Consider the following 20,323-nt stretch of genomic DNA (forward strand, 5'->3'; position numbering starts at 1 on the left):
CGCAAATTTGCCTGCAAGGGATTTGCAAGCCGCAGCGAGTCTAACCGATCCATAATTATTAATTCAAACCCAATTTTTGCGGTACAGTCCGACCCATGTCCGCCCTTACCCTCACACCGCGCGCCCTCTATGAAGAGGTGGCCGAACTGCTGCGCCAGCGGATCTTCCGCCGCGAGCTGGAGCCGGGCAGCTGGATCGACGAGCTCAAGCTGGCCGAGGAATACGGCATCAGCCGCACGCCGCTGCGCGAAGCGCTGAAGGTGCTGGCTGCCGAAGGCCTGGTGACGATGAAGGTGCGGCGCGGCGCCTACGTCACCGAAGTGTCGGAACAAGACCTGGCCGACGTGTACCACCTGCTCTCGCTGCTCGAGAGCGACGCGGCCGGGGTGGTGGCCGAGCGCGCCACCGATACGCAGCGCGCGGAACTGAAGGCGCTGCACGCCGAACTGGAGGCCGCCGCCGCCCCGGGCAAGGAAAACCGGGAACACTTCTTTGCGGTGAACGAGCGCTTTCACATGCGCCTATTGGCCATTGCCAACAACAAGTGGCGCGACCAGATGGTGGCCGACCTCCGCAAGGTGATGAAGCTCAACCGCCACAATTCGCTGCTCAAGGAGGGGCGGATTGCCGAATCGCTGGCGGAGCACCGCGCAATGATGGCGGCGATCGAATCGCGCGACGCCACGGCGGCGATGGCGCGCATGCGCGAGCATTTCAAGAATGGCCTTGAAGCCGCGAACTGAGCTCGCCCCCCAGTCTTCGCGCACTTCGTGTCGCTACTCCAACCACCTACCGGGGGCAACACCTGAGGCCCGGCGAAGCCGGTTCCTCGGTGTTCCACGAAGGAGCCACGCTGCCGCGTCGCTAATCGGGGTTCACGGAGCCGGTTTCGGCCGAGATGCGCCGGGCCACTTCGAGCAGGCGGGGCGCGACCTCCGTGAGCATCATTTCCTTCGGCAGCAGGTAGGCTGGGCCGCCGCAGCTCACGCCGTAGTGCTCGCCATGCGGGCCCTTTAGCGCGAAGCCGAGCGCGTGGATGTGAGGATGCCATTCGCCGAAAGAGCTGCAATAGCCCATCCGGTCGTACTCTTCGATTCCGGCCATCAGGCGCGGCTCGATGGAAGGCCATTTTTCGCCGCTTTCCTCGCGGATCCGTTCCAGCAGCGTGGCCCGCTCCGCGGCGGGCAGCGCCGCAAGACAGGCCCGTCCAGCGGCCGAAGTGACCACGGTCAGCCGGGTGCCGATCTCCAGGCGCGAACTGATCAGGGCCGAGCGCGGCCGCAGCGAATCGATGACCAGCATATCGAGATCATCGCGCACCGCGACGTGGACACTGGCGCCTGCAAATTCCGATAGCTCCGCCAGGTGCGGCCTTGCCACGGAACGCAAGTCGAACTGGCGAAGGTAGCGGCTGCTCATGTCCAGCAGTGCCGGACCGAGGCTGAAGCGCTCGCTGTCCGTTGCCTGCCGCAGATAGCTCGCACCGACCAGCGTGGCGGTCAGGCGCGATACCGTCGCCTTGGGAATGCCCGTGGCGTCGGCCAATTCGCGGTTGCTCACCGGACCCGCCGCCATCCCAATGACCTTCAACAGGGCCAGCCCGCGTCCGAGCGCGGTGACTTCTTCCTTGCCCCCTGCCGTGTCAGTCATGAATGCGAAACCCCTACTTATCAGTTGTTTCTTGATTCTTCAGCAGAAAAATTGAAAAGATGCAGCCCCCATCAAATCATTATCATTTTGGAACACATTGCGTTGCTGAAGCGCCAAGCTCGGGCGCCAGTACGCTCTCCGACAGGGCTCAGGCGGCCTCTGCCACCGGCTCATGCGCCAGCGCCATCACCTCGTGCGGGGGCCGTGTCTTGAGCCGATGATCGCTCCAGACTTGGCGCCAGCGGCGCGCGCCTGGCAGCCCGTTACGCAGGCCCAGCATGTGCCGGGCGATCGACGACCACTGGGTGCCGTGGTCGGCCGCCTCGCGCACCATGTAGTCGCACATCAGCGCCTCGACCTCTTCCCGTGTGAACGGCTGCGGCGCCGCGCCGTAGAACTCGGCGTCCCACTCCGCCAGCCACCAGGGGTTGTGATACGCCTCCCGCCCGACCATGACGCCGTCGAGCAGCCGAAGGTGTTCATGCACCTGCGCATTGGCCGAAATACCGCCGTTGATCGAAAAAGCCAGGGCCGGAAAGTCGTGCTTTAGCCGGTGCACGAGCTCGTAGCGCAGCGGCGGAATCTCGCGGTTCTGCTTCGGGCTCAGCCCCTGCAGCCAGGCATTGCGGGCGTGGACGATGAACGTGCCGCAGCCTGCATCGCTCACCGCGCCGACAAAATCGCGCACGAAGTCGTAGCTTTCGATCTTGTCGATGCCGATGCGGTGCTTGACCGTGACCGGAAGGCTCGTCACGTCGACCATGGCCTTCACGCAGTCGCCCACCAGCGCCGGCTCCGCCATCAGGCAGGCGCCAAAAGCGCCGCGCTGCACGCGCTCGCTCGGGCAGCCGCAATTGAGGTTGATCTCGTCGTAGCCCCACTCTTCGCCGAGCTTCGCGCAGTGCGCCAGGTCGGCCGGCTCGCTGCCGCCCAGTTGCAAAGCCACGGGGTGCTCTTCGGCGTTGAAGCGAAGGTGACGGGGCACGTCGCCATGGATCAGCGCGCCGGTGGTCACCATCTCGGTGTAGAGCAGCGCGTGGCGCGACAGCAGGCGGTGGAAGTACCGGCAATGGCGGTCCGTCCAATCCATCATCGGCGCCACGGAAACGCGCATAGCCTCGGAAATAGGGCTCTCTCTAGGAAAACCAAGGCCTGACGCGGGGTTACTGCTGTTCTCTCTCGGTGTCATTCGATGTCGTTTGGTGCCATTTCGGAGCCGTCGTTGGTACATTTCTGCCACAAATTCGGCGTGTACCAACTTGAGGTGCACCTTGGGCAGCATCATTAAACCCAAGCGCGCAGACGGAAGCGTAGCGCACATGGCCCGCATCCGAATCAAGGACGCTGCTCGCGGTAGACCGGTTGCGCTAGTCCGCGAAGGGGCACACCCTCGAAGCCCCAGTTCATTCACCTTCGTTGAGTGCGGCAAGCTGCCAGGTCAAGACGTCGAGCGCCGGTCATCCACTGTCAGTGCGCGCCCCACGAGAGCGCAAGCAGTTCTCAGCGTCTCTGAAACCGCTCGTCGGCCAACTGAGAAAGCGTCGCCGCAGTCAGTGCGCGAACGCCCACGCGCATCGCTGACTCGTCGATCTGGAACAACGGCGAGTGATTCACCGGCCCGTCCTTGTCGCCCATCGGCGAGGCGTTCAGCATCCAGAACACGACCGGCACACCGGTCGAACCGAAGGCGCCGAAGTCTTCCGATCCCATGGAAGCAGGCATCTGGCTCACCTTCGCGGCACCTCCCGCGGCGACACCGAAAGCGCCCACCAGCGAGAGCGTGGCGTCCCGGTCGTTGACCAGCACCTCGTAGCCGTCTCCGCTGTCGATCTTGACGTCCGCCTGCACGCCGTAGCTGGCCGCGATTCCCGTGGCGCGGCGGCGGATTTCCTCCTGGGCTATCTTCTGGTTCGTCGGCGACAGCGCGCGGATCGTGCCGGCGATCTCGGCCGTCTCGGGAAGCACATTGAAGCGATTCCCGCTTTGCAGCATGCCGGTGGTCACGATCGTGGGCCCACCGTCGATGGTCGGGTTGAGCCGATGGCTCACGATGTTCTGCAGGCCCAGCACGGTCTCGGCCGCGGCCAGCATGGGTGTGTTGGAGGCCCACGGCGCCGCTCCGTGGCCGCCCGTGCCCTTGAACTGGATACGAAACACGTCGATGCTGGCCAGCATCGGGCCCGGCCTGTAGCGGATCGCGCCGGACGGCGCCTGGTTGCTGATGTGCTGGCCGAGCACGACATCGACCTTGGGGTTGTCGAGCACGCCCTCGCGCACCATCGCCATGGCGCCGCTGGACTTGCCCAGGCCCGGGCCGATCTCCTCGGCCGGCTGGAAGATGAAGACCACCGTGCCAGCCAACTGTTCGCGCAACGACGACAGCACCTTGGCTGCGCCCAGCAGCATGGCGACGTGCGCATCGTGCCCGCAGACATGCGACACGGCGACGGGCTTGCCCAGCCAGTCCGCCTTGGCTGTGGACTTGAAGGGCAGATCGTTGCGCTCCTCCACGGGCAAGGCATCCATGTCCGCCCGCAGCGCCACCACAGGGCCCGGACGGCCACCACGCAGCACGGCCTTGATGCCCGTGCCGGCGATTCCGGTGCGCACCTCGACGCCGGGCATGCCAGCGAGGGCCTGGGCGATGTACTTCGCGGTATCGGTTTCCTGGTAGGCCAGCTCGGGGTTCTGGTGGACATGCCGGCGCCACTCGACCACTTGGGGCTGTGTGCCATCGGACAGGACCAGGGCCTGTGACAGCAGCGTGGAGGGCGTCGCGGGCGCTGTGTTTTGTGCATGCGCTCCCGCGAAAGTGGCTCCGAGAATGAAAGCGCAGACGTGGCGTCGAATGTTCATGATGAATTGGAAAGTTGCCGGAAAAGTTGCGTGAATCATGCATTGCCGGCTCTGTGGCGCGGCGTGACAGCCCAGCCAGGTAGCTCGCCACGGTGGTTACCGCTATTCCCCGGGTTTCCCCGGGCCAGCTCGCGTTGTAGTGGGCAATCAAAGCTGCTAGCATAAGTTAACTTACCGGCCGGCATGTAAAAACAAAGCCGGCAAATCGCTCGACGTGACAGAAGAAAGACACGAGACAACGAGATGAATGCCTTGATGCAGAGCAACGCGCTCCTGATTTCCAAACTGCTGGAGCACGCGGCACGGCACCATCCGGACGTCGAAATCGTCTCGCACGTCAACGCCCAGCAGTGCGAGCGAACGAACTGGCGGCAGGTGGCACAGCGCGCGGCCAGGCTCGCATCGGCGCTGCAGGCGCGAGGCATCCAGCCCGGCGCGCGTGTCGCGACGCTAGCCTGGAACACGCATCGGCACCTGGAGCTCTATTACGCCGTCTCAGGCATCGGGGCGGTGCTGCACACGGTCAACCCGCGGCTCTTTCCGGACCAGATCGGCTACATCGTCAACCATGCGGCCGACGACCTGCTCTTCTTCGATCTCGGGTTTGCGCCACTGCTCGCGCAGGTCGCGCCCCATCTGAAGTCGGTCAAGGCATTCGTCGCGCTTTGTTCCCGCGCGGAGCTGCCCGCACTGGACCTGCCGGGGCCGCTGCTGTCCTACGAGGGCCTGGTGGCAGAGGCCGAGCCGCTGGCGCAGTGGCCCGAACTCGACGAGAACACCGCTTCCTCGCTTTGCTACACCTCCGGCACCACCGGCAACCCCAAGGGCGTGCTTTACAGCCACCGCTCGACGGTGCTGCACTCGTGGGCGGCCTGCGCGGCCGACGGCCTGCAGCTGCGCGCGCACGACAGCGTGCTGCTCGCGGTGCCAATGTTCCATGTGAACGCCTGGGGCATCCCGTATGCGAGCGCGATGTGCGGCGCCAAGCTGGTGCTGCCGGGGCCGGACCTCGGCGGCGAGCGCCTCTTCACCCTGATGCGCGACGAGCGCTGCACCTTTTCGCTCGGCGTGCCAACCGTGTGGCTCGGCTTCTTCCAGCATGCGGAGAAGCTCGATGCGGCCACGCGTGCCGAACTGTGCCTGGAACGCGTCGTGGTCGGCGGCTCCGCTGCGCCGCGCGCCGTCATCGAGAAATTCGAGCACCTGTTCGGCGCCTATGTGATCCAGGCCTGGGGCATGACCGAAACCAGCCCGCTGGCCACGATCTGCAACCTGCTGCCGCGCCACGAGGGCATCCCGCTGGAGGAGCGCTTCGACGTGCAGGTGCGGCAGGGGCGCGCCATCTTCGGTGTCGAGATCGCAGTGTTCGACGCCGAGGGACGCAGGCTGCCCGACGGCTCGCACACACCGGGCGAGCTGAAGGTGCGCGGCCCCTGGGTGGTATCGGCCTACTACGGCCAGGAGCCCGGCGCATCACTCGACGCCGACGGCTGGTTCGACACCGGCGACGTGGCGCTGATCGACAAGGACGGCTACGTGCAGATCACCGATCGCTCGAAGGACGTGATCAAGTCGGGCGGCGAATGGATCTCGTCGATCGACCTGGAAAACCTCGCAGTCGGTCATCCCAAGGTGAAGGAGGCGGCGGTCATCGGCGCGTACCACAGCAAGTGGCAGGAACGCCCGCTGCTGATCGTGGTCCCGAACGAGGGCGCGCAACTCACGTCCGAGGAAATCCTTGGCTTCATGCAGGACCGCGTGGCGCGCTGGTGGATGCCCGACGACGTCGTCTTCGTCGACGAGTTGCCCCACACCGCCACCGGCAAGCTGCAGAAGACCCGGCTGCGCGAGCAATTCCGCGGCCACCGGCTTCCTACCGACGTACCCGGTGGCTGAGGCTTTCCTCTTCCCTTCGGCAAATCCAAGGCGCCGGAGCTGCGGCAAAGCTCAAGCGACAGCAACCCTCACACACACACACAACGGAGACAAACATGCAACATCGATTCCGCCTTGCGGCCTGCGCGGTCGCCCTTCTCGTCAGTGCGGCCGCTGCGGCCCAAGGCAGCGCCATCAGCGAAGACGTGGTGCGCATCGGCGTCATGGCCGACCAGACGGGCCCCTATTCGGGCAACGGCGGTCCCGGCTCTTCGCTGGCCGTGAAGATGGCCGTCGAGGACTTTGGCGGCAAGGTACTCGGCAAGCCCGTCGAGGTGCTGCTGGCCGACGACCAGAACAAGCCCGACGTGGGACTGAACATCGCGCGCAAATGGCTGGACACCGAGAAAGTCGACACCATCGTCGGCGGCTCGGCCTCCTCCATCGCGCTGGGCGTGTCATCGCTGCTCAAGGAACGCAAGAAGCCCTACCTGATCGCCGGCACGGTGAGTGCGGAGCTGACCAACAAGTCGTGCTCGCCGATGAACTTCCAGTTCCTCACCGACACCTATGCGCTGCCCAAGGCGGGTGTGCAGAGCCTGATGAAGCAGGGCGTGAAGAGCTTCTACTTCATCACCGTGGACTATGCCTTCGGCCAGGCCTTCCAGGACGACGCCACCAAATTCATCCAGGCGGCAGGCGGCAAGGTGGTGGGCTCCGTCAAGCACCCGCTGGGCGCCACCGATTTCTCGTCGTACCTGCTGCAGGCGCAGGCCAGCGGCGCGCAGGCCATCGTCATCCTGAACGCGGGCCTGGACCTCTCGAACGCGCTGAAGCAGGCGGCCGAATACAAGCTCACGCGCAATGGCCAGGTGGTGTCGGTGTTCGGCATGACCATCAACAGCGTGGCGGCGATGGGCCTGGACGTGGCCCAGGGCCTGCAGCTGACGGTGCCCTTCTACTGGGACCGCGACGATGCCTCGCGCGAATGGTCGAAGCGCTTCATGGCCCGCAACAAGGGCGTGGTACCGACCTACATTCATGCCGGCGCCTACAGCGCCACCATGCATTACCTGAACGCCGTCAAAGCCGCGGGCACCGACGATGGCGCCACCGTCGCGGCGAAGATGAAGGCCATGTCGATCAACGATTTCTTCTCGAAGGACGTCAGGATCCGCGAGGACGGCCAGGCGCTTCGCCCCGTCTATGCCGTGCAGGTGAAGAAGCCCGCCGAGTCCAAGGGCGCGAACGACTACTACACAGTGCGCGCCGAGATCTCGCCGGAGCAGACCTGGCGCCCTCTGGCCGAGAGCAGCTGCGATTTCATCAAGGGCAAGTGATCGCCCCATGGCTGCCGCCTCCCCCGCTCAGCCGCTGCGGATCGACATCCTCGATCCCCGGCGCGACCTGCTCGGCGAGTGTCCGTTGTGGGACGTGCGCAGCCAGTCGCTCTACTGGATCGACGGCCGCGCACAGCTCGTGCGCCGCCACACGCCCGCCACCGGCGCCAGCGCGCAATGGCAGGCGCCGCAGCACATCGGCTCCATCGCGCTGTGTGAGAGCGGTCGCCTGCTGCTGGCACTGGAGCATGACTTCTGGCTGCTCGACCCCCACAGCGGCTCGCTCATGCCCATGGGAGCGGGCGTGACGCATGTCGCCGAACGCATGCGCCTGAACGACGGCCGCACCGACCGCGCGGGCCGCTTCGTGGTCGGCTCGATGACCCTGGGCCGCGCCGAGCCCCAGGGTGCGCTGTACCAGCTGGCTTCCGACGGCACGGTGGCCACGCTGGAGCGCGGCATCGCTGTCGCCAACGCCACCAGCTTCAGCCCCGATGGCCGCTGGCTCTACTTTGCGGACAGCCACACGCACCAGATCCACCGCTATCCCTACGACCCGGCCACCGGCGCCGCGGGCCCGAGCGAAGTGCTGGTGGACACGCGCGCACTCGGCTCCGTTCCCGACGGCGCCGCCGTCGATGCCCAGGGGCACCTCTGGGTGGCGCTGGTGCAGGCCGGGCAACTCGCGCGCTTCACTCCCGAAGGCCGGCTCGAACGCACCATCCAGTTGCCTGTGACCTATGTCACCTGCCCCTGCTTCGGCGGCCCCGAGCTCGACGTGATCTACCTCACTTCGATCAGCAACAGCGGCAACCTGCTGCGCAGCGACCATCCGGATGCGGGTGCGGTGTTCGCCATTCACGGCGCCGGCGTGCGCGGACTCGAGGAGTCCCGCTTTGCCGACGCCTCTCATCCGATCTGACAAGGCAGACAACATGACTCATCGTTTCGAAGGCAAGGTGGCGCTCGTCACCGGCGGTGCTCGCGGCATCGGCCGCGCCATCTCGGAAGCCCTGGCGGCCGAAGGCGCCATCGTCGGCGTACTCGACCGCCAGGAAGACCTGGCACGCGAAGCCGCCGAAGCCATTCAAGCCCAAGGCGGCAGCGCCATGGCTTTCGGCGGCGACGTGGCGCGCCGCGACACTTTCACCCAGTCCATCCCGGTGATGAAGGAAAAGTTCGGCCGCTTCGACATCCTTGTCAACAACGCGATCTGGGTGCGCTACGGCCCCATCGATGCCATCACGCCCGAGATGCTCGAGCGCATGGTCGGCACCGGCTTCAACTCGGTCGCCTGGGGCATCCAGGTGGCGGCCGAGGCCATGGGCGACGGCGGCAGCATCGTCAACATCGCATCGTCGGCAGCCTACCTCGGCCTGCCCGAGGGCATGCTGTATTGCGGCGTGAAGGCCGGCGTGCTGGGCCTCACGCGCTCGGCGGCGGTGGACCTCGGGCCGCGCGGCATCCGTGTCAACGCGATCTGCCCGGGGTCCATCGAGACCGAAGGCGTGAAGATCAATCTCACCCCCGAGAAGGCCCAGGTGCGGCTCGCCAAGACACCGATGAAGCGGCTCGGCGCTGTGGACGACGTGGCCAAGGCGGTGTGCTTCCTCGCCTCATCCGACAGCAGCTTCATCACCGGCGAATCGCTGCTGGTGGACGGCGGCGTGACGCACGCCTTTCTCTGAGCGCCGGCTCGCCCACGCCCCCACACCATGGACACCATCCTCGAAGCGCGGCAGCTCAGCCGGCAATTCAGCGGCTTCTTTGCCGTGAAGAACGTCGACCTGCGGGTGCGCCGGCATTCCGTGCACGCGCTGATCGGCCCCAACGGCGCCGGCAAGACCACGTGCTTCAACCTGCTGACCACCTTCCTGCGGCCGAGCGCCGGCCATGTGATCTTCAATGGCCGGGACATCTCGCGCAGCGACCCCGCCTCGGTGGCGATGGCCGGCCTGGTGCGCTCGTTCCAGATCTCGGCCGTGTTCGGCCAGATGACGGTGCTGGAGAACGTTCGCGTCGCGCTGCAGAAGAAGGCCGGCGGCAGCTTTGCCTTCTGGCGCAACGTGAGCGTGCTGCGCAGCCTGGACGCCCGCGCCATGGAGCTGCTGGAGCGCGTGGGCCTGGCCAACTGGCGCGATGCGCTGGCCGGCGAACTGCCCTACGGCCGCAAGCGCGCACTGGAGCTCGCCACCACCATCGCGATGGAACCCGAGATGATCCTGCTCGACGAACCGATGGCGGGCCTGGGCCATGAAGACATCGGCCCGGTGGTCGAGCTGATCCGCGACGCGGCCAAGGGCCGGACGGTGCTGATGGTCGAGCACAACATGAAAGTCATCGAGGCGCTGTGCGACCAGGTGACCGTACTGCAGGCCGGCCAGGTGCTGGCCGAGGGCAGCTATGACGAGGTGTCGCGCGATGCCCGCGTGATCGAAGCCTATGTGGGAGGCGTGCATGCATGACGCCGCAGTGATGGAAGCAAGCAAGCCAGCGACAGCCATGCTGCGCGTGGACGGCCTGCGCGGCTGGTACGGCGAGACGCTGGCGCTGCAGGGCATCGACCTCGAAGTGCACGAAGGCGAGGTGGTCTGCCTGCTGGGACGCAACGGTGCCGGCAAGACCACCACGCTGCGCGCCATCATGGGCCTGCTCGGGCGGCGCGAAGGGCTGATCCACATTGGCCCGACCCCGTCCATCGGATTGCAGCCCGAAGCCATTGCCCGGCTCGGGCTGGCCTACTGCCCGGAGGAGCGCGGCATCTTCGCGAGCCTCACGACGCAGGAAAACCTGATGCTGCCGCCGGTGCTGCGCCCGGGCGGCCTGAGCGTCGACGAGATCTACACGCTGTTCCCCAACCTGCTGCAGCGCCGCCACAGCCCCGGCACGCGGCTGTCGGGCGGCGAGCAGCAGATGCTGGCCATCGCGCGCATCCTGCGCACCGGCGCGCGGCTGCTGCTGCTCGACGAACCCACGGAAGGCCTCGCGCCGGTGATCGTCGAGCGCATCGGCCAGACCATCGGCATGCTGCGCCAGCGCGGCTTCACCGTGCTGATGGTGGAGCAGAACTTCCGCTTCGCCTCCACGCTGGCCGATCGCTTCTACGTGATCGAGGAAGGGCAGGTCGCGGCGCATTTCCGCCGCGACGAGCTGGACGCGCAGCGCGGCCGCATCGAGTCCCTGCTGGGGCTCTGAACAAAGCAATCAACGCAGGACGAACACACGATGGACGGGCTATTCGGAATTTCCCCGGCGGCGCTGATCGGGCAACTGATGGTCGGGCTCATCAACGGCGCCTTCTATGCGCTGATGAGCCTGGGGCTGTCGATCATCTTCGGGCTGCTGCGCGTGGTGAACTTCGCGCACGGCGCGCAGTACATGCTGGGCGCCTTCGTCACCTGGGGACTGCTGGAGTACCTTGGCATCGGCTACTGGGGCGCCATCGTCATAGCGCCGCTGGTGGTGGCGGCTTTCGGGCTGTTGTTCGAACGCTGGATGCTGCGGCGCCTGTACACGCTGGACCATGTCTATGCGCTGCTGCTGACCTTCGGCGTTGCCTTGCTCATGGAAGGCGCGTTCCGCCTGCAGTTCGGCGTGAGCGGGCAGCCCTACCCCAACCCGCTGTCTGGCGGCCTGGACGTGGGCGTCACCTTCCTGCCGATGTACCGCGTGTGGGTCATCGTGGCCGCGCTGGCGGTGTGCATGGGCACCTGGTTCTTCATCGAGAAAACGCAGCTCGGCGCCTACCTGCGCGCCGCCAACGAGAACGCGCCGCTGGTGCGCACCTTCGGCATCAACGTGCCGCGCATGCTGATGCTGACCTACGGGCTCGGGGTAGGCCTGGCCGGGCTCAGCGGCGTGATGGCCGCTCCCATCTACCAGGTGAGCCCGCTGATGGGCTCGAACCTGATCATCGTGGTGTTCGCGGTGGTGGTGATTGGCGGCATGGGATCGATCCTCGGCTCGATCTTCACCGGCTTCGGCCTCGGTGCGATCGAGGGCCTGACGAAGATCTTCTATCCCGACGGCGCCGGCGTGGTGATCTTCGTCGTGATGATCCTGGTCCTCGCGGTCCGCCCCCACGGCCTGTTCGGCCGCGCCCACTGAGGAAACCGACATGGACACCCTGCATCGCCGCACCCACACCGCATTGCTGGCCGCCGCCCTGGCGGTGCTCGCCCTCGCGCCTTTGGCGGTCTACCCGATGTTCCTCATGAAGCTGATGTGCTTCGCACTGCTGGCCGCCTCGGTCAACCTGCTGGTGGGCTACGTCGGCCTGCTCTCTTTCGGCCATGCGATGTTCTACGGCGCCGCGGGCTATGTCACGGCGCACGCGGTCAAGGTGTGGGGCTGGGACGGCGCCGCCGGCGTTCTCGCGGGCATCGCCGCGGCGGCGCTCGTGGGGTTGGTCACCGGCCTGCTGGCCATCCGTCGCTCGGGCATCTACTTCTCGATGATCACGCTGGCTTTCGCGCAGCTGGTGTACTTCATTGCGCTGCGCATGCCCTTCACCGGCGGTGAAAACGGCATCCAGGAGATTCCGCGGCCGATGGTGCTTGGACTGTTTTCGCTGCAGAACACGCTGACGCTCTACTACTTCGTAGCGGCGCTGATCGTCTTCGGCTTCTGGCTGATCTATCGCGTGGTGCATTCGCCGTTCGGACAGATCCTGCGCGCCATCCGCGACAACGAACCGCGCGCCCAGTCGCTGGGCTACCGCGTCAATCGCTACAAGCTGCTGGCCTTCGTGCTGTCGGCCGGGCTGGCGGGGCTGGCCGGCTCGCTCAAGGTGCTGGTATTCCAGCTCGCCTCGCTGACAGACGTGCACTGGGCGACTTCGGGCGAGGCGCTTCTGATCTGCATCGTAGGCGGCATGCACACGCTGCTCGGCCCCGTGGTCGGCGCTATCGTCATCGTGTCGATGGAGAACTATCTCGCGTCTTTCGCCGAATGGGTGCTGATCATCCAGGGCGTCGTCTTCGTGCTGGTCGTCATGCTGTTCCGCAAGGGCATCGTCGGCCAGTTCCATTCCTGTCTTGCCACCCGCCGGCAGCGCCGCGCGGCCGCGGCACCCTGAGGAGCATGCCAATGGCAGCCCATGACCTTCCTTCGACCTGGCCGGCCACGCCAGGGCTTCTCTCCGGCCGGCTGGCACTGGTAACCGGTGCCGCCAGCGGCATCGGCCGCGCCATCGCGGTGGCCTATGCCCAGGCAGGCGCGCGCGTCATCGTGACGGACCTGCGCAGCGATCGCTGCGCCGAAACCATGCAGGCCGTGCATGCGGCGGGCACCGAAGGCTGGGCCTACGCACTGGACGTGTCCGACGCCCAGGCCTGCCTTTCGCTGGCGGAAGCGGTAAAGGACACCGTCGGCGACATCGACACGCTGGTCAACAACGCCGGCGTGATCATCCGCGAGGGCATCGACAGTCCGCGCGCGCAGGAGAACCTTCATCGCACCATGGACGTGAACCTGTTCGGCGTCTTCAACACCGTCCACGCATGGCTGCCGGCATTGCGGCGCACGCGTGGCTGCATCCTCAATGTGGCGTCGGGCGCCGCGTTCATCGCCCAAGGCGGCGCACTGGGCTATTCGGCCTCCAAGGCCGCGGTGAAGATGCTCACGCAGTCGCTGGCGCTCGACCTCGCGCCGGACGGCATTCGCGTGAATGCGCTCGCACCCGGCGTGATCGAGACCCCCATGACCGAAGCCACGCGTGCCGACCCGGCGCGGCTGGGCCGCTTCATGCAGCGCATTCCGGCCGGGCGCCTGGGCCAGCCGCACGAACTCGCCGGCCCGGCGGTATTCCTGGCCTCGGGGCTTGCGAGCTTCGTCAACGGCGTCACCTTGCCGGTAGACGGCGGCACGCTGGCCGTGTAAGGCCACGCCCGACCCGCGCACGCGGGTCCCGGGCCATGGCGTCAGGCTGCGAGGGCTTCCTGTGCGTGTTCGAACACGAAGTCGCGATAGCCGCCCTGCACTGCCGCGGCGCAATGCTCCCTGTATTTCTGGAATCCGCCCGTGAAGAGCGTGAGCCCCTGGGGCTTGTCCTTCACGTTGGCACCGACGTACCAGGTCTTGGCCTTGAGGAGCAGCGAGCGCTGCGAGAGCGCGAAGACGATGTCCATCCACGCCTGTTCTGCCTGCGGCGTCGGCTCGATGGTCGACAGTCCGTTCTTGTCCATGTGCGTCACGGCGGCCGCGATCCAGTCGACGTCATGCTCGCTGATGCGGATGATGTTGGCGAGCGCGGCAGGACCGTTCGGCCCGGTGGTCATGAAAAGATTGGGGAAGCCTTCCATCATGAGGCCCAGGTGCGAGCGCGCACCGTCCTTCCACTTGTCGCTCATCGTGCGCCCGTCCCGCCCGACGATGTCGAAGGCCAGCAGCGCGCCCGTGAGGCCGTCGTAGCCGGTGGCGAAGATGAGCGCGTCGAGTTCGACCTCGCCGGCCTGCGTCTTCACGCCGCGCTCGGTGATCTCTTCAATGGGGTCCGATGTGCAGTCCTTCAGATGCACGTTCGGCCGGTTGAAGGTCTCGTAGTAACTGCTGTCCAGGCAGGGCCGGCGCGCGAAGATGGGATACCCGCGCGGCTTCAGCTTCTCGGCCGTCTGCGGATCGTTCACGATCTCGCCGATCTTGCCGCGCACGAACTCGGCAACCTGCTCGTTGGCTTCCGCGTTGGTCAGCAGGTCCGCGAAGGTGCCGAGCATGGCCAGGCCGCCGTTCTTCCAGGCGTCTTCAAGGAGCTGCCGGCGCTGGCTGGGTGTCACGCTGAAGAAGGCGCGCGTGGATTGCGGGCGCACACCGCCCACCGCGCTGTTGCGGGCCGACTCGCGGATGCCGGCATAGTGGCGCTTGACCTCGGCCACGTAGTCCGGCTCGAGCGCTTCGTTGCGCATTGGCATGGTGAAGCTCGGCGTGCGCTGGAACACGAAGAGCTCGCCGGCCTCCTTGCCGACTTCCTGGACGATCTGGATGCCGGTCGATCCCGTGCCGATGACACCCACGCGGCGGCCTGCAAAGCTGACGGATTCATGCGGCCACTTGGCGGCACGCAGCAGCTGGCCCTTGAAGCGGTCGATGCCGGGAATCTCGGGGTCCTTGGGAATCGACAGCGGGCCGGTCGCCATGATGCAGTACGTGGCCTCGTACGTGTCGCCGCGATCGGTGGTCACGGTCCACAGCTTGCGCGACTCGTCCCACACTGCGTGGGTCACGCGTGTGCTGAACTGGATGTGCCGGCGCAGGTCGAGCCGATCGGCCACGAAATTGATGTACCGCAGCAGTTCGGGCTGCGCGGCAAACTGCTCCGACCAGGTCCACTCCTGTTCGATCTCGGGAGAGAACGAAAAGCTGTAGTCGATGCTCGGCAGGTCGACGCGTGCGCCCGGGTAGCGGTTCCAGTACCAGACACCACCGACATCGCCTCCCGCCTCGAAGCCCTGAACCCGAAGGCCCATTTCGCGGAAGCGGTACACGGCATACATGCCGCCGAAGCCAGCGCCGACCACGACCACGTCGAGCCGCTGAGCCCCGGTCTGCGGATTCAGTGGATGGCGGGATGGATGCAGGTTGCGAGGCTCGGTGGTCATGTGTGTGTCTCCTTGTTTGTTGCGGCCGCGGCGGCGCGGACCTCATGCAAGGAAATGATGCCCACCACCTGTCAGGTCATCAAGAAAATCACACTTGCGGGAAACAACATCACATCCATGATTTTTGCAAGGCTTGCAAGAGCCTATGCAGACTGGACTTCGCTCAGCGGCTGGACGAGCCGCCGCATCAACGCGGTGTAGCGCGCGCGATGCGGGCGCATGCGCTCGATGGTGCCGCCCATGCCCAGCACCGCGATGCGCCCCTGCACCAGGCAAGGCAGCACCACACCGATGGTGGCGCCGCCAAGCAGCGGCATGTTCTCCATGTAGAGCGACTTGCGCTCGCGCGCGTCGGCCACCTGCGGGGCAATGACATCCAGAGCCACGCGGTCTTCCTTGCGCGGCACGGCGATGTTGGCGCGCCGCACGAGGTTCTCGATCTCGGCATCGCAGCGGTCGGTCAGCAGCAGCCAGCCGACCGCCGAGAGCGTGAGCGGCCGCATGCTTCCCTCGTCGGTGTGAAAGCGCAACTGATGCGTCGACTGGATCACGCGGATGTACTGCACGTAGATGTCGTTGAGCATGCAGATCGACACGGTCTCGCCGGTGGCGCTGTGCAGATCGCGCATCACCTCGACGATGCGCCCCTGCCCGAACAGCGCCTGCGTGACCCAGTCGCCCAGCGAGGCCACGCGCGGCGTCGGGAAGTACACGCGATCGGCGCGGTTGTAATTGAGGTAGCCCAGCGCAATGAGGTTCTTGAGCAGCACGGTAGTGCTGGACTGCGGATAGCCCAGCGCATCGCTGATCTGCTTGAGCGCCAGAGGCGTGCGCAACTGCGCAAAATACTCCAGCACCTGCAGCACGCGCGTGGCCGATTTGACTGTTCCGGTGGGCATCCATGTCCTTAGAAATCACGCATGCGATGGTAGTGACCCCGCATGCGTTTTCCCTAGCGGGCGAACCATGAGGCTGGCTAGAACGCCACGCGCAGCCCGACGTGGGTGGCGCGGCTGTTGCCGCCGCGGTCCAGGCCCGCCTGCGTGGTGGCGCCGGTCACTGCGTAGGACGCGCCGTTGCGGTTGCGCACGCGGCCATGGTCGGCGTACAGGCTGGTGCGCTTGGACAGCGCATAGATGTAGGCAATGCCGAACTGCGTCGCGTCCCGGTCCAGTGGTCCCTTGTCGTCGACGCGCACCACCTGCGCAAGCACGGTGCTCAAACCGAAAGGCACCGCCACCCCGATCGACGCGCTGCGGTCGTTCTGCCCGCTGTAGTAGCCCACCAGCGGGAAGCCCGCGAACATGAGGTTGTTGTCCGCTGCCGCGTGGGTGGCCGGTGTGGTTGCGATGCCCGGATTGCGAAAGGTCGCGTACGAGCCGAACAGTTTGGCCACACCGAAGTCGTAGGCGGCCGCGGAGTGGAACCAGCGCAAGGTGCTGGCGTCGGTCAGTTGCTTGTAGGTCGAGTAGCCGATGGCGGCACTCAGCCCATGCCCCACGTAGAACACGGAAGCGGCGGTGCTTGCGCCAGCCTTGAAGCGTGCTGCCGTGCCGCTGGTGACCGTGGTTTCACCGGGCGAGTAAGACAGCTTGGTGATGAAGCCACCCAGGTTCGGCGACTGGTACCAGATGGTGTTGTTGACCCGTCCCGGCGCGGGCTGGATCCCTTGAAGATTGCCGCCGCCGCCAAGCCCGAATGCGTCGCCCACCGCCTGGACCTCGGAGCCGATGGCCACCACGGTGCGCCCCAGGCGGATCTCGCCCATCGAGCCCGACAGGCCGACGATCGATCCGCGGCCGAACGACTTGGCGCCCGCCCCCTGGTTCTGCCCCAGCGTGCCCGCGTCGGAGTTGAGCCCCATCTCCAGCAGGAAGTTGGCGCGCAGCCCGTCGCCCAGCTCTTCGCTGCCCTTGAAGCCAAGGCGCGAACCGTTCATGTGGCCGCTGTCCAGGCGCTTCACGCGTCCCCCGGCATTGGTGGCATATGCCAGGCTGGTGTCGATCAGCCCATAGACCGTCAGGCTGGACGGCGACGCCGCCATGCCTCCGGCGGGCAGCACGATCTGCCTCAACTCCTCTTTCTGCGCCTGTTGGGCGAATGCGAACGGTGTGCCGCAAAGAATTGCAGTGGCGGCTGCGAATGGCTTGAAGAACGTTGGCAAGATTTGTCTCCTCGTATGGGATTTTTTGAGCGCGGGCCCCGTTGAAGGGAGCCCGGCCGCCTTCAGAAATCGCCTGCAGGCCGGCACGCAGAAAGCCACCCTCCGGCAAGGCCAGGGGCGGCAATCAGGAAAAAAGCGCGAGGGACTCTTGTCTCTTCGGGCGGGTGCGCAGCGGTGAGTGCCGGCTACGGCAGCGATGCCGTCAGCGCGTACCAGGGGTCGTCGGGAAAGCGGCCACCGTTCGGCTGGCGCACGCCGAAGCGCTCGGCTTCGGTGCCGACCGGCGCCGCCGACTCGCGGATCCAGTCGTACGCCACGGTGCGGGCGGCCACACGCCATTCGCCCGCGCCGCGCCGCTCGAAACGGTCGATGTAGCGGCCGACGAGAAATGTCTCGCGCTCCTTGCCTTGCGCGTCTGCGTCGACCTGGAAAGCCTGGAAGTAACTCTCCACCGCCGCCTCGGCGCCGCGCAGCTCGATCGAGATGTTGCCGATCGTGTGGATCACCCGCCCGCTCTCCTTGAGCTTGGCCAGTGCCCAGTCGATGAAGCCATTGGCGCTCCCGCTGTAGGGGCCATGGCGGTCGGTGGCATCGGGCCAGTAGGACGAGCGCAGCGCGGCTTCGTCGCAGCGGTCGATGCCGCGGCAATAGCGGTAGAGGCATGCGCGGATGGCCTCGCGCGCGGTCAAGGTTTCGAGTTGCGCCTCCAGCGCGGCCAGGCGTTCTTCAGATGGCATGCGAATGCTCCTTCGTTTCCGTTTCACGCAGCACGATCACCGCGTCGAGGCATGCGGCGCCCTCGGCGCGCACCACGAACGGATTGATGTCGACGCTTTCCAGCTCGTGCGCATGCGCCATGCCGAAGTCGGACAGGCGGCACAGTGCATCGATCAACGCAGCCTCGTCGTAGCGCGGCCCGCCGCGCCAGCCGCGCAGCAGCTGCGTCGAGCGCACGCGCTCGATCAGTCCGGCGGCGCGCGACGGCGTCAGCGGCGCGGACGCGAAGGCCACATCCTTGAACAGCTCGACGGCCGTGCCACCCGAGCCGTACATCACCATCGGCCCGAACGTCGGGTCGCTGTGGATGCCCAGGATGACCTCGACACCGCCCTGCAGCATCGGCGCGATCAGCACGCCCTCCAGGCGCGCGTCGGGTCGCGCCTTGCCGGCGCGCGCCATCAGCGATGCGTATGCCACCTCGACCGCCGTGGCGTCCTGCAGGCCGAGCACGACGCCGCCGACCTCGGTCTTGTGGGGAATATCGGGCGAGACGATCTTGGCGACCACCGGGAAGCCCAGGGCCCGCGCAGCAGCCGCCGCTTCGGCGGCGCTGCGGCACAGGCGCTCCGGCGGCACGGGCAGGCCGGCTTGCGCCAGCGCGCGCTTGGCACCGTCCTCGGTCGACACGTCGCCGCGCAGCGGTGCGGCGGCCACCTGCTGCACCGGCTTGTAGAGGGCCTGCCGTCGCGCGCGGATGTGCGCCAGCGCGGCCAGCGCACGCACCGCGCGCGAGGGGTCCTCGAAAACCGGAATGCCGTGCTGTTCGAGCGCCAGGTTGACCTCGGGCTTCGACAGCATCACCAGCACCATGAGCCGGTCCGGATGCCGCTGGCGCTGCGCGATCAGTTCGGCCTGCGTCGAGGCGAAGCGCTCGGGGGACAGGCCCACGTGCGCCAGGTAGGCGAACACGGTGCCGTAGTCCGCGTGGTCCAGCATGATGCCCACGGTGCGCGACACGCCGCTTGCAACCGATGTGACCTGCGCCGTCATGTCCAGCGGATTGCTCGCCACCGCGAACGGCAGCAGCTCGAGCACCGCACGGCGCGCAGCCTCGGGCAGCGACGGCAACGACATGCCGCGCCCACCGCCGTCGTCGGCCATCAGCACGCCGATGCCGCCGGAGCCGGTGACGATGCCCATGTCGGCGTTGTGCGGCAGCGTGTTCGCCACCGAGAACACGTAGGCGATATCGAGCATCTCCTCGAGCGATTCGGGCCGCCAGGCGCCGCACTCCGCAAAGACGGTGTCGTAAACCGCATCGTTGCCGGCCAACGAGCCGGTGTGCGTCGAGGCTGCGGCGGCGCCGACCTCGGTGCGCCCCACTTTCATGATGAGCACGGGCTTGCCGGCGGCGGCGGCCTTCAGCAGCGCGCGCCGCAGACGCTCGCCGTCGCGGCAGGACTCCAGCGCGGCGCAGATGACGCGCGTGCCGGCATCGTCCACGAGATAGTCGATGCACTCGGCCACGTCGACGTCGCCTTCGTTGCCGGTCGCGATGATCTTGCTGAAGCCCAGCCCCCGCAGGGATGCCATGCCATAGGCGGCGGAGCCGAAGGCGCCGCTTTGCGTGGCGAGCGCGATGGGTCCGGCCTTGGGCTTCAGGCCATTCAGCGCGGTGGAGAAGGTCGAAAAGAAGCGTGTGGGCACGTTGAGCAGGCCCAGCGAGTTGGGCCCCACCATGCGCACGCCGGCATCGCGGCACATCTGCACCAGGCGGTCCTGCAGCCCCCGGCCGGCGTCGTCGATCTCGGCGAAGCCGGCGGTCAGCACCTGGATCGCCTTCACTCCCTTGCGGATGCTGTCGCGCACCGCCGCTTCCACGCCAGCCACAGGCACGGCAATGACGGCCTGGTCGACCGGGTGCGGAATGTCCAGGACGCTGGCGAAGGCGGGCAGGCCCTGGATGGTGTCGCCGCTCTTGTTGACCGGATAGAGCGGCGCCTCGAAGCCGCCTTCGAGCATGAAGCGCAGCGGCCGTCCGCCGATGCGCTCGGGATCGGACGAGGCGCCGATCAACGCCACCGACGAAGGATGAAAAAGCGAATCAAGCGAATGCACCACAG

The 20,323-nt window shown here is 66.6% G+C and carries 18 protein-coding genes; 10 read left to right on the top strand and 8 right to left on the bottom strand.

Annotated features, from left to right (window positions below; all coding sequences use genetic code 11):
• Window positions 1-95: 95 nt before the first annotated feature.
• Window positions 96-743, top strand: a complete 648-nt coding sequence (locus tag J2X92_RS05880) for a GntR family transcriptional regulator (protein ID WP_307574169.1) — start codon at window positions 96-98, stop codon at window positions 741-743.
• A gap of 121 nt (window positions 744-864) precedes the next feature.
• Here the strand turns inward: J2X92_RS05880 and J2X92_RS05885 are convergent, their stop codons facing one another.
• The 3 genes from J2X92_RS05885 to J2X92_RS05895 form a co-directional block, all read right to left on the bottom strand.
• On the bottom strand, window positions 865-1,650 hold the full coding sequence (locus J2X92_RS05885; protein WP_307574170.1) for an IclR family transcriptional regulator: 786 nt from the start codon (window positions 1,648-1,650) through the stop codon (window positions 865-867).
• Window positions 1,651-1,798: 148 nt separating this feature from the next.
• Complete coding sequence (gene dusA / locus J2X92_RS05890; protein ID WP_373424790.1) at window positions 1,799-2,839, bottom strand: tRNA dihydrouridine(20/20a) synthase DusA; 1,041 nt, start codon at window positions 2,837-2,839, stop codon at window positions 1,799-1,801.
• Window positions 2,840-3,150: 311 nt separating this feature from the next.
• Window positions 3,151-4,506 carry a M20 metallopeptidase family protein gene (locus tag J2X92_RS05895; protein ID WP_307574171.1) on the bottom strand — a complete coding sequence of 452 codons (1,356 nt, stop codon included), beginning with the start codon at window positions 4,504-4,506 and terminating at the stop codon, window positions 3,151-3,153.
• Between the two features lie 243 nt (window positions 4,507-4,749).
• Between J2X92_RS05895 and J2X92_RS05900 the strand changes: the two genes are divergently transcribed.
• The 9 genes from J2X92_RS05900 (at window position 4,750) to J2X92_RS05940 (ending at window position 13,601) form a co-directional block, all read left to right on the top strand.
• Window positions 4,750-6,402 (top strand): long-chain-fatty-acid--CoA ligase, encoded by a 1,653-nt coding sequence (locus J2X92_RS05900; protein ID WP_307574173.1) that lies wholly within the window; start codon window positions 4,750-4,752, stop codon window positions 6,400-6,402.
• 95 nt (window positions 6,403-6,497) lie between these two features.
• Entirely contained in the window at window positions 6,498-7,721 is a 1,224-nt protein-coding gene (locus tag J2X92_RS05905; protein ID WP_307574174.1) for an ABC transporter substrate-binding protein, read from the top strand.
• A 7-nt stretch (window positions 7,722-7,728) separates the two neighbouring features.
• Complete coding sequence (locus tag J2X92_RS05910) at window positions 7,729-8,643, top strand: SMP-30/gluconolactonase/LRE family protein (protein ID WP_307574175.1); 915 nt, start codon at window positions 7,729-7,731, stop codon at window positions 8,641-8,643.
• A gap of 13 nt (window positions 8,644-8,656) precedes the next feature.
• Window positions 8,657-9,409: an SDR family NAD(P)-dependent oxidoreductase gene (locus J2X92_RS05915; protein WP_307574176.1), complete on the top strand. Its 753-nt coding sequence runs from the start codon at window positions 8,657-8,659 to the stop codon at window positions 9,407-9,409.
• Window positions 9,410-9,436: 27 nt separating this feature from the next.
• Window positions 9,437-10,186, top strand: coding sequence for an ABC transporter ATP-binding protein (locus J2X92_RS05920; RefSeq protein WP_307574177.1), 750 nt, complete (start codon window positions 9,437-9,439; stop codon window positions 10,184-10,186).
• Window positions 10,179-10,916, top strand: coding sequence for an ABC transporter ATP-binding protein (locus tag J2X92_RS05925; protein WP_307574178.1), 738 nt, complete (start codon window positions 10,179-10,181; stop codon window positions 10,914-10,916). The genes J2X92_RS05920 and J2X92_RS05925 overlap by 8 nt, the downstream gene beginning before the upstream one ends.
• 30 nt (window positions 10,917-10,946) lie before the next feature.
• Window positions 10,947-11,828, top strand: coding sequence for a branched-chain amino acid ABC transporter permease (locus tag J2X92_RS05930; protein WP_307574180.1), 882 nt, complete (start codon window positions 10,947-10,949; stop codon window positions 11,826-11,828).
• 10 nt (window positions 11,829-11,838) lie between these two features.
• Window positions 11,839-12,798: a branched-chain amino acid ABC transporter permease gene (locus J2X92_RS05935; protein WP_307574181.1), complete on the top strand. Its 960-nt coding sequence runs from the start codon at window positions 11,839-11,841 to the stop codon at window positions 12,796-12,798.
• Window positions 12,799-12,809: 11 nt separating this feature from the next.
• Window positions 12,810-13,601 carry an SDR family NAD(P)-dependent oxidoreductase gene (locus J2X92_RS05940; RefSeq protein WP_307574183.1) on the top strand — a complete coding sequence of 264 codons (792 nt, stop codon included), beginning with the start codon at window positions 12,810-12,812 and terminating at the stop codon, window positions 13,599-13,601.
• Between the two features lie 41 nt (window positions 13,602-13,642).
• On the opposite strand, the gene J2X92_RS05945 is transcribed toward J2X92_RS05940, so the two are convergent.
• From J2X92_RS05945 to J2X92_RS05965, 5 genes are all read right to left on the bottom strand, one after another.
• Window positions 13,643-15,316: a flavin-containing monooxygenase gene (locus tag J2X92_RS05945; protein ID WP_307574184.1), complete on the bottom strand. Its 1,674-nt coding sequence runs from the start codon at window positions 15,314-15,316 to the stop codon at window positions 13,643-13,645.
• 143 nt (window positions 15,317-15,459) lie between these two features.
• A complete protein-coding gene (locus J2X92_RS05950) occupies window positions 15,460-16,215 on the bottom strand; it encodes an IclR family transcriptional regulator (protein ID WP_307574185.1) in 756 nt (251 codons plus the stop codon).
• 77 nt (window positions 16,216-16,292) lie between these two features.
• Window positions 16,293-17,480, bottom strand: coding sequence for a porin (locus tag J2X92_RS05955; protein ID WP_307574187.1), 1,188 nt, complete (start codon window positions 17,478-17,480; stop codon window positions 16,293-16,295).
• A 185-nt stretch (window positions 17,481-17,665) separates the two neighbouring features.
• Window positions 17,666-18,217 (bottom strand): nuclear transport factor 2 family protein, encoded by a 552-nt coding sequence (locus tag J2X92_RS05960; RefSeq protein WP_307574188.1) that lies wholly within the window; start codon window positions 18,215-18,217, stop codon window positions 17,666-17,668.
• Complete coding sequence (locus tag J2X92_RS05965; protein WP_307574190.1) at window positions 18,207-20,318, bottom strand: acetate--CoA ligase family protein; 2,112 nt, start codon at window positions 20,316-20,318, stop codon at window positions 18,207-18,209. The genes J2X92_RS05960 and J2X92_RS05965 overlap by 11 nt, the downstream gene beginning before the upstream one ends.
• Window positions 20,319-20,323: the final 5 nt, after the last annotated feature.

Origin of the sequence: Variovorax paradoxus (assembly GCF_030811855.1) — a bacterium.
GTDB lineage: Bacteria > Pseudomonadota > Gammaproteobacteria > Burkholderiales > Burkholderiaceae_C > Variovorax > Variovorax paradoxus_L.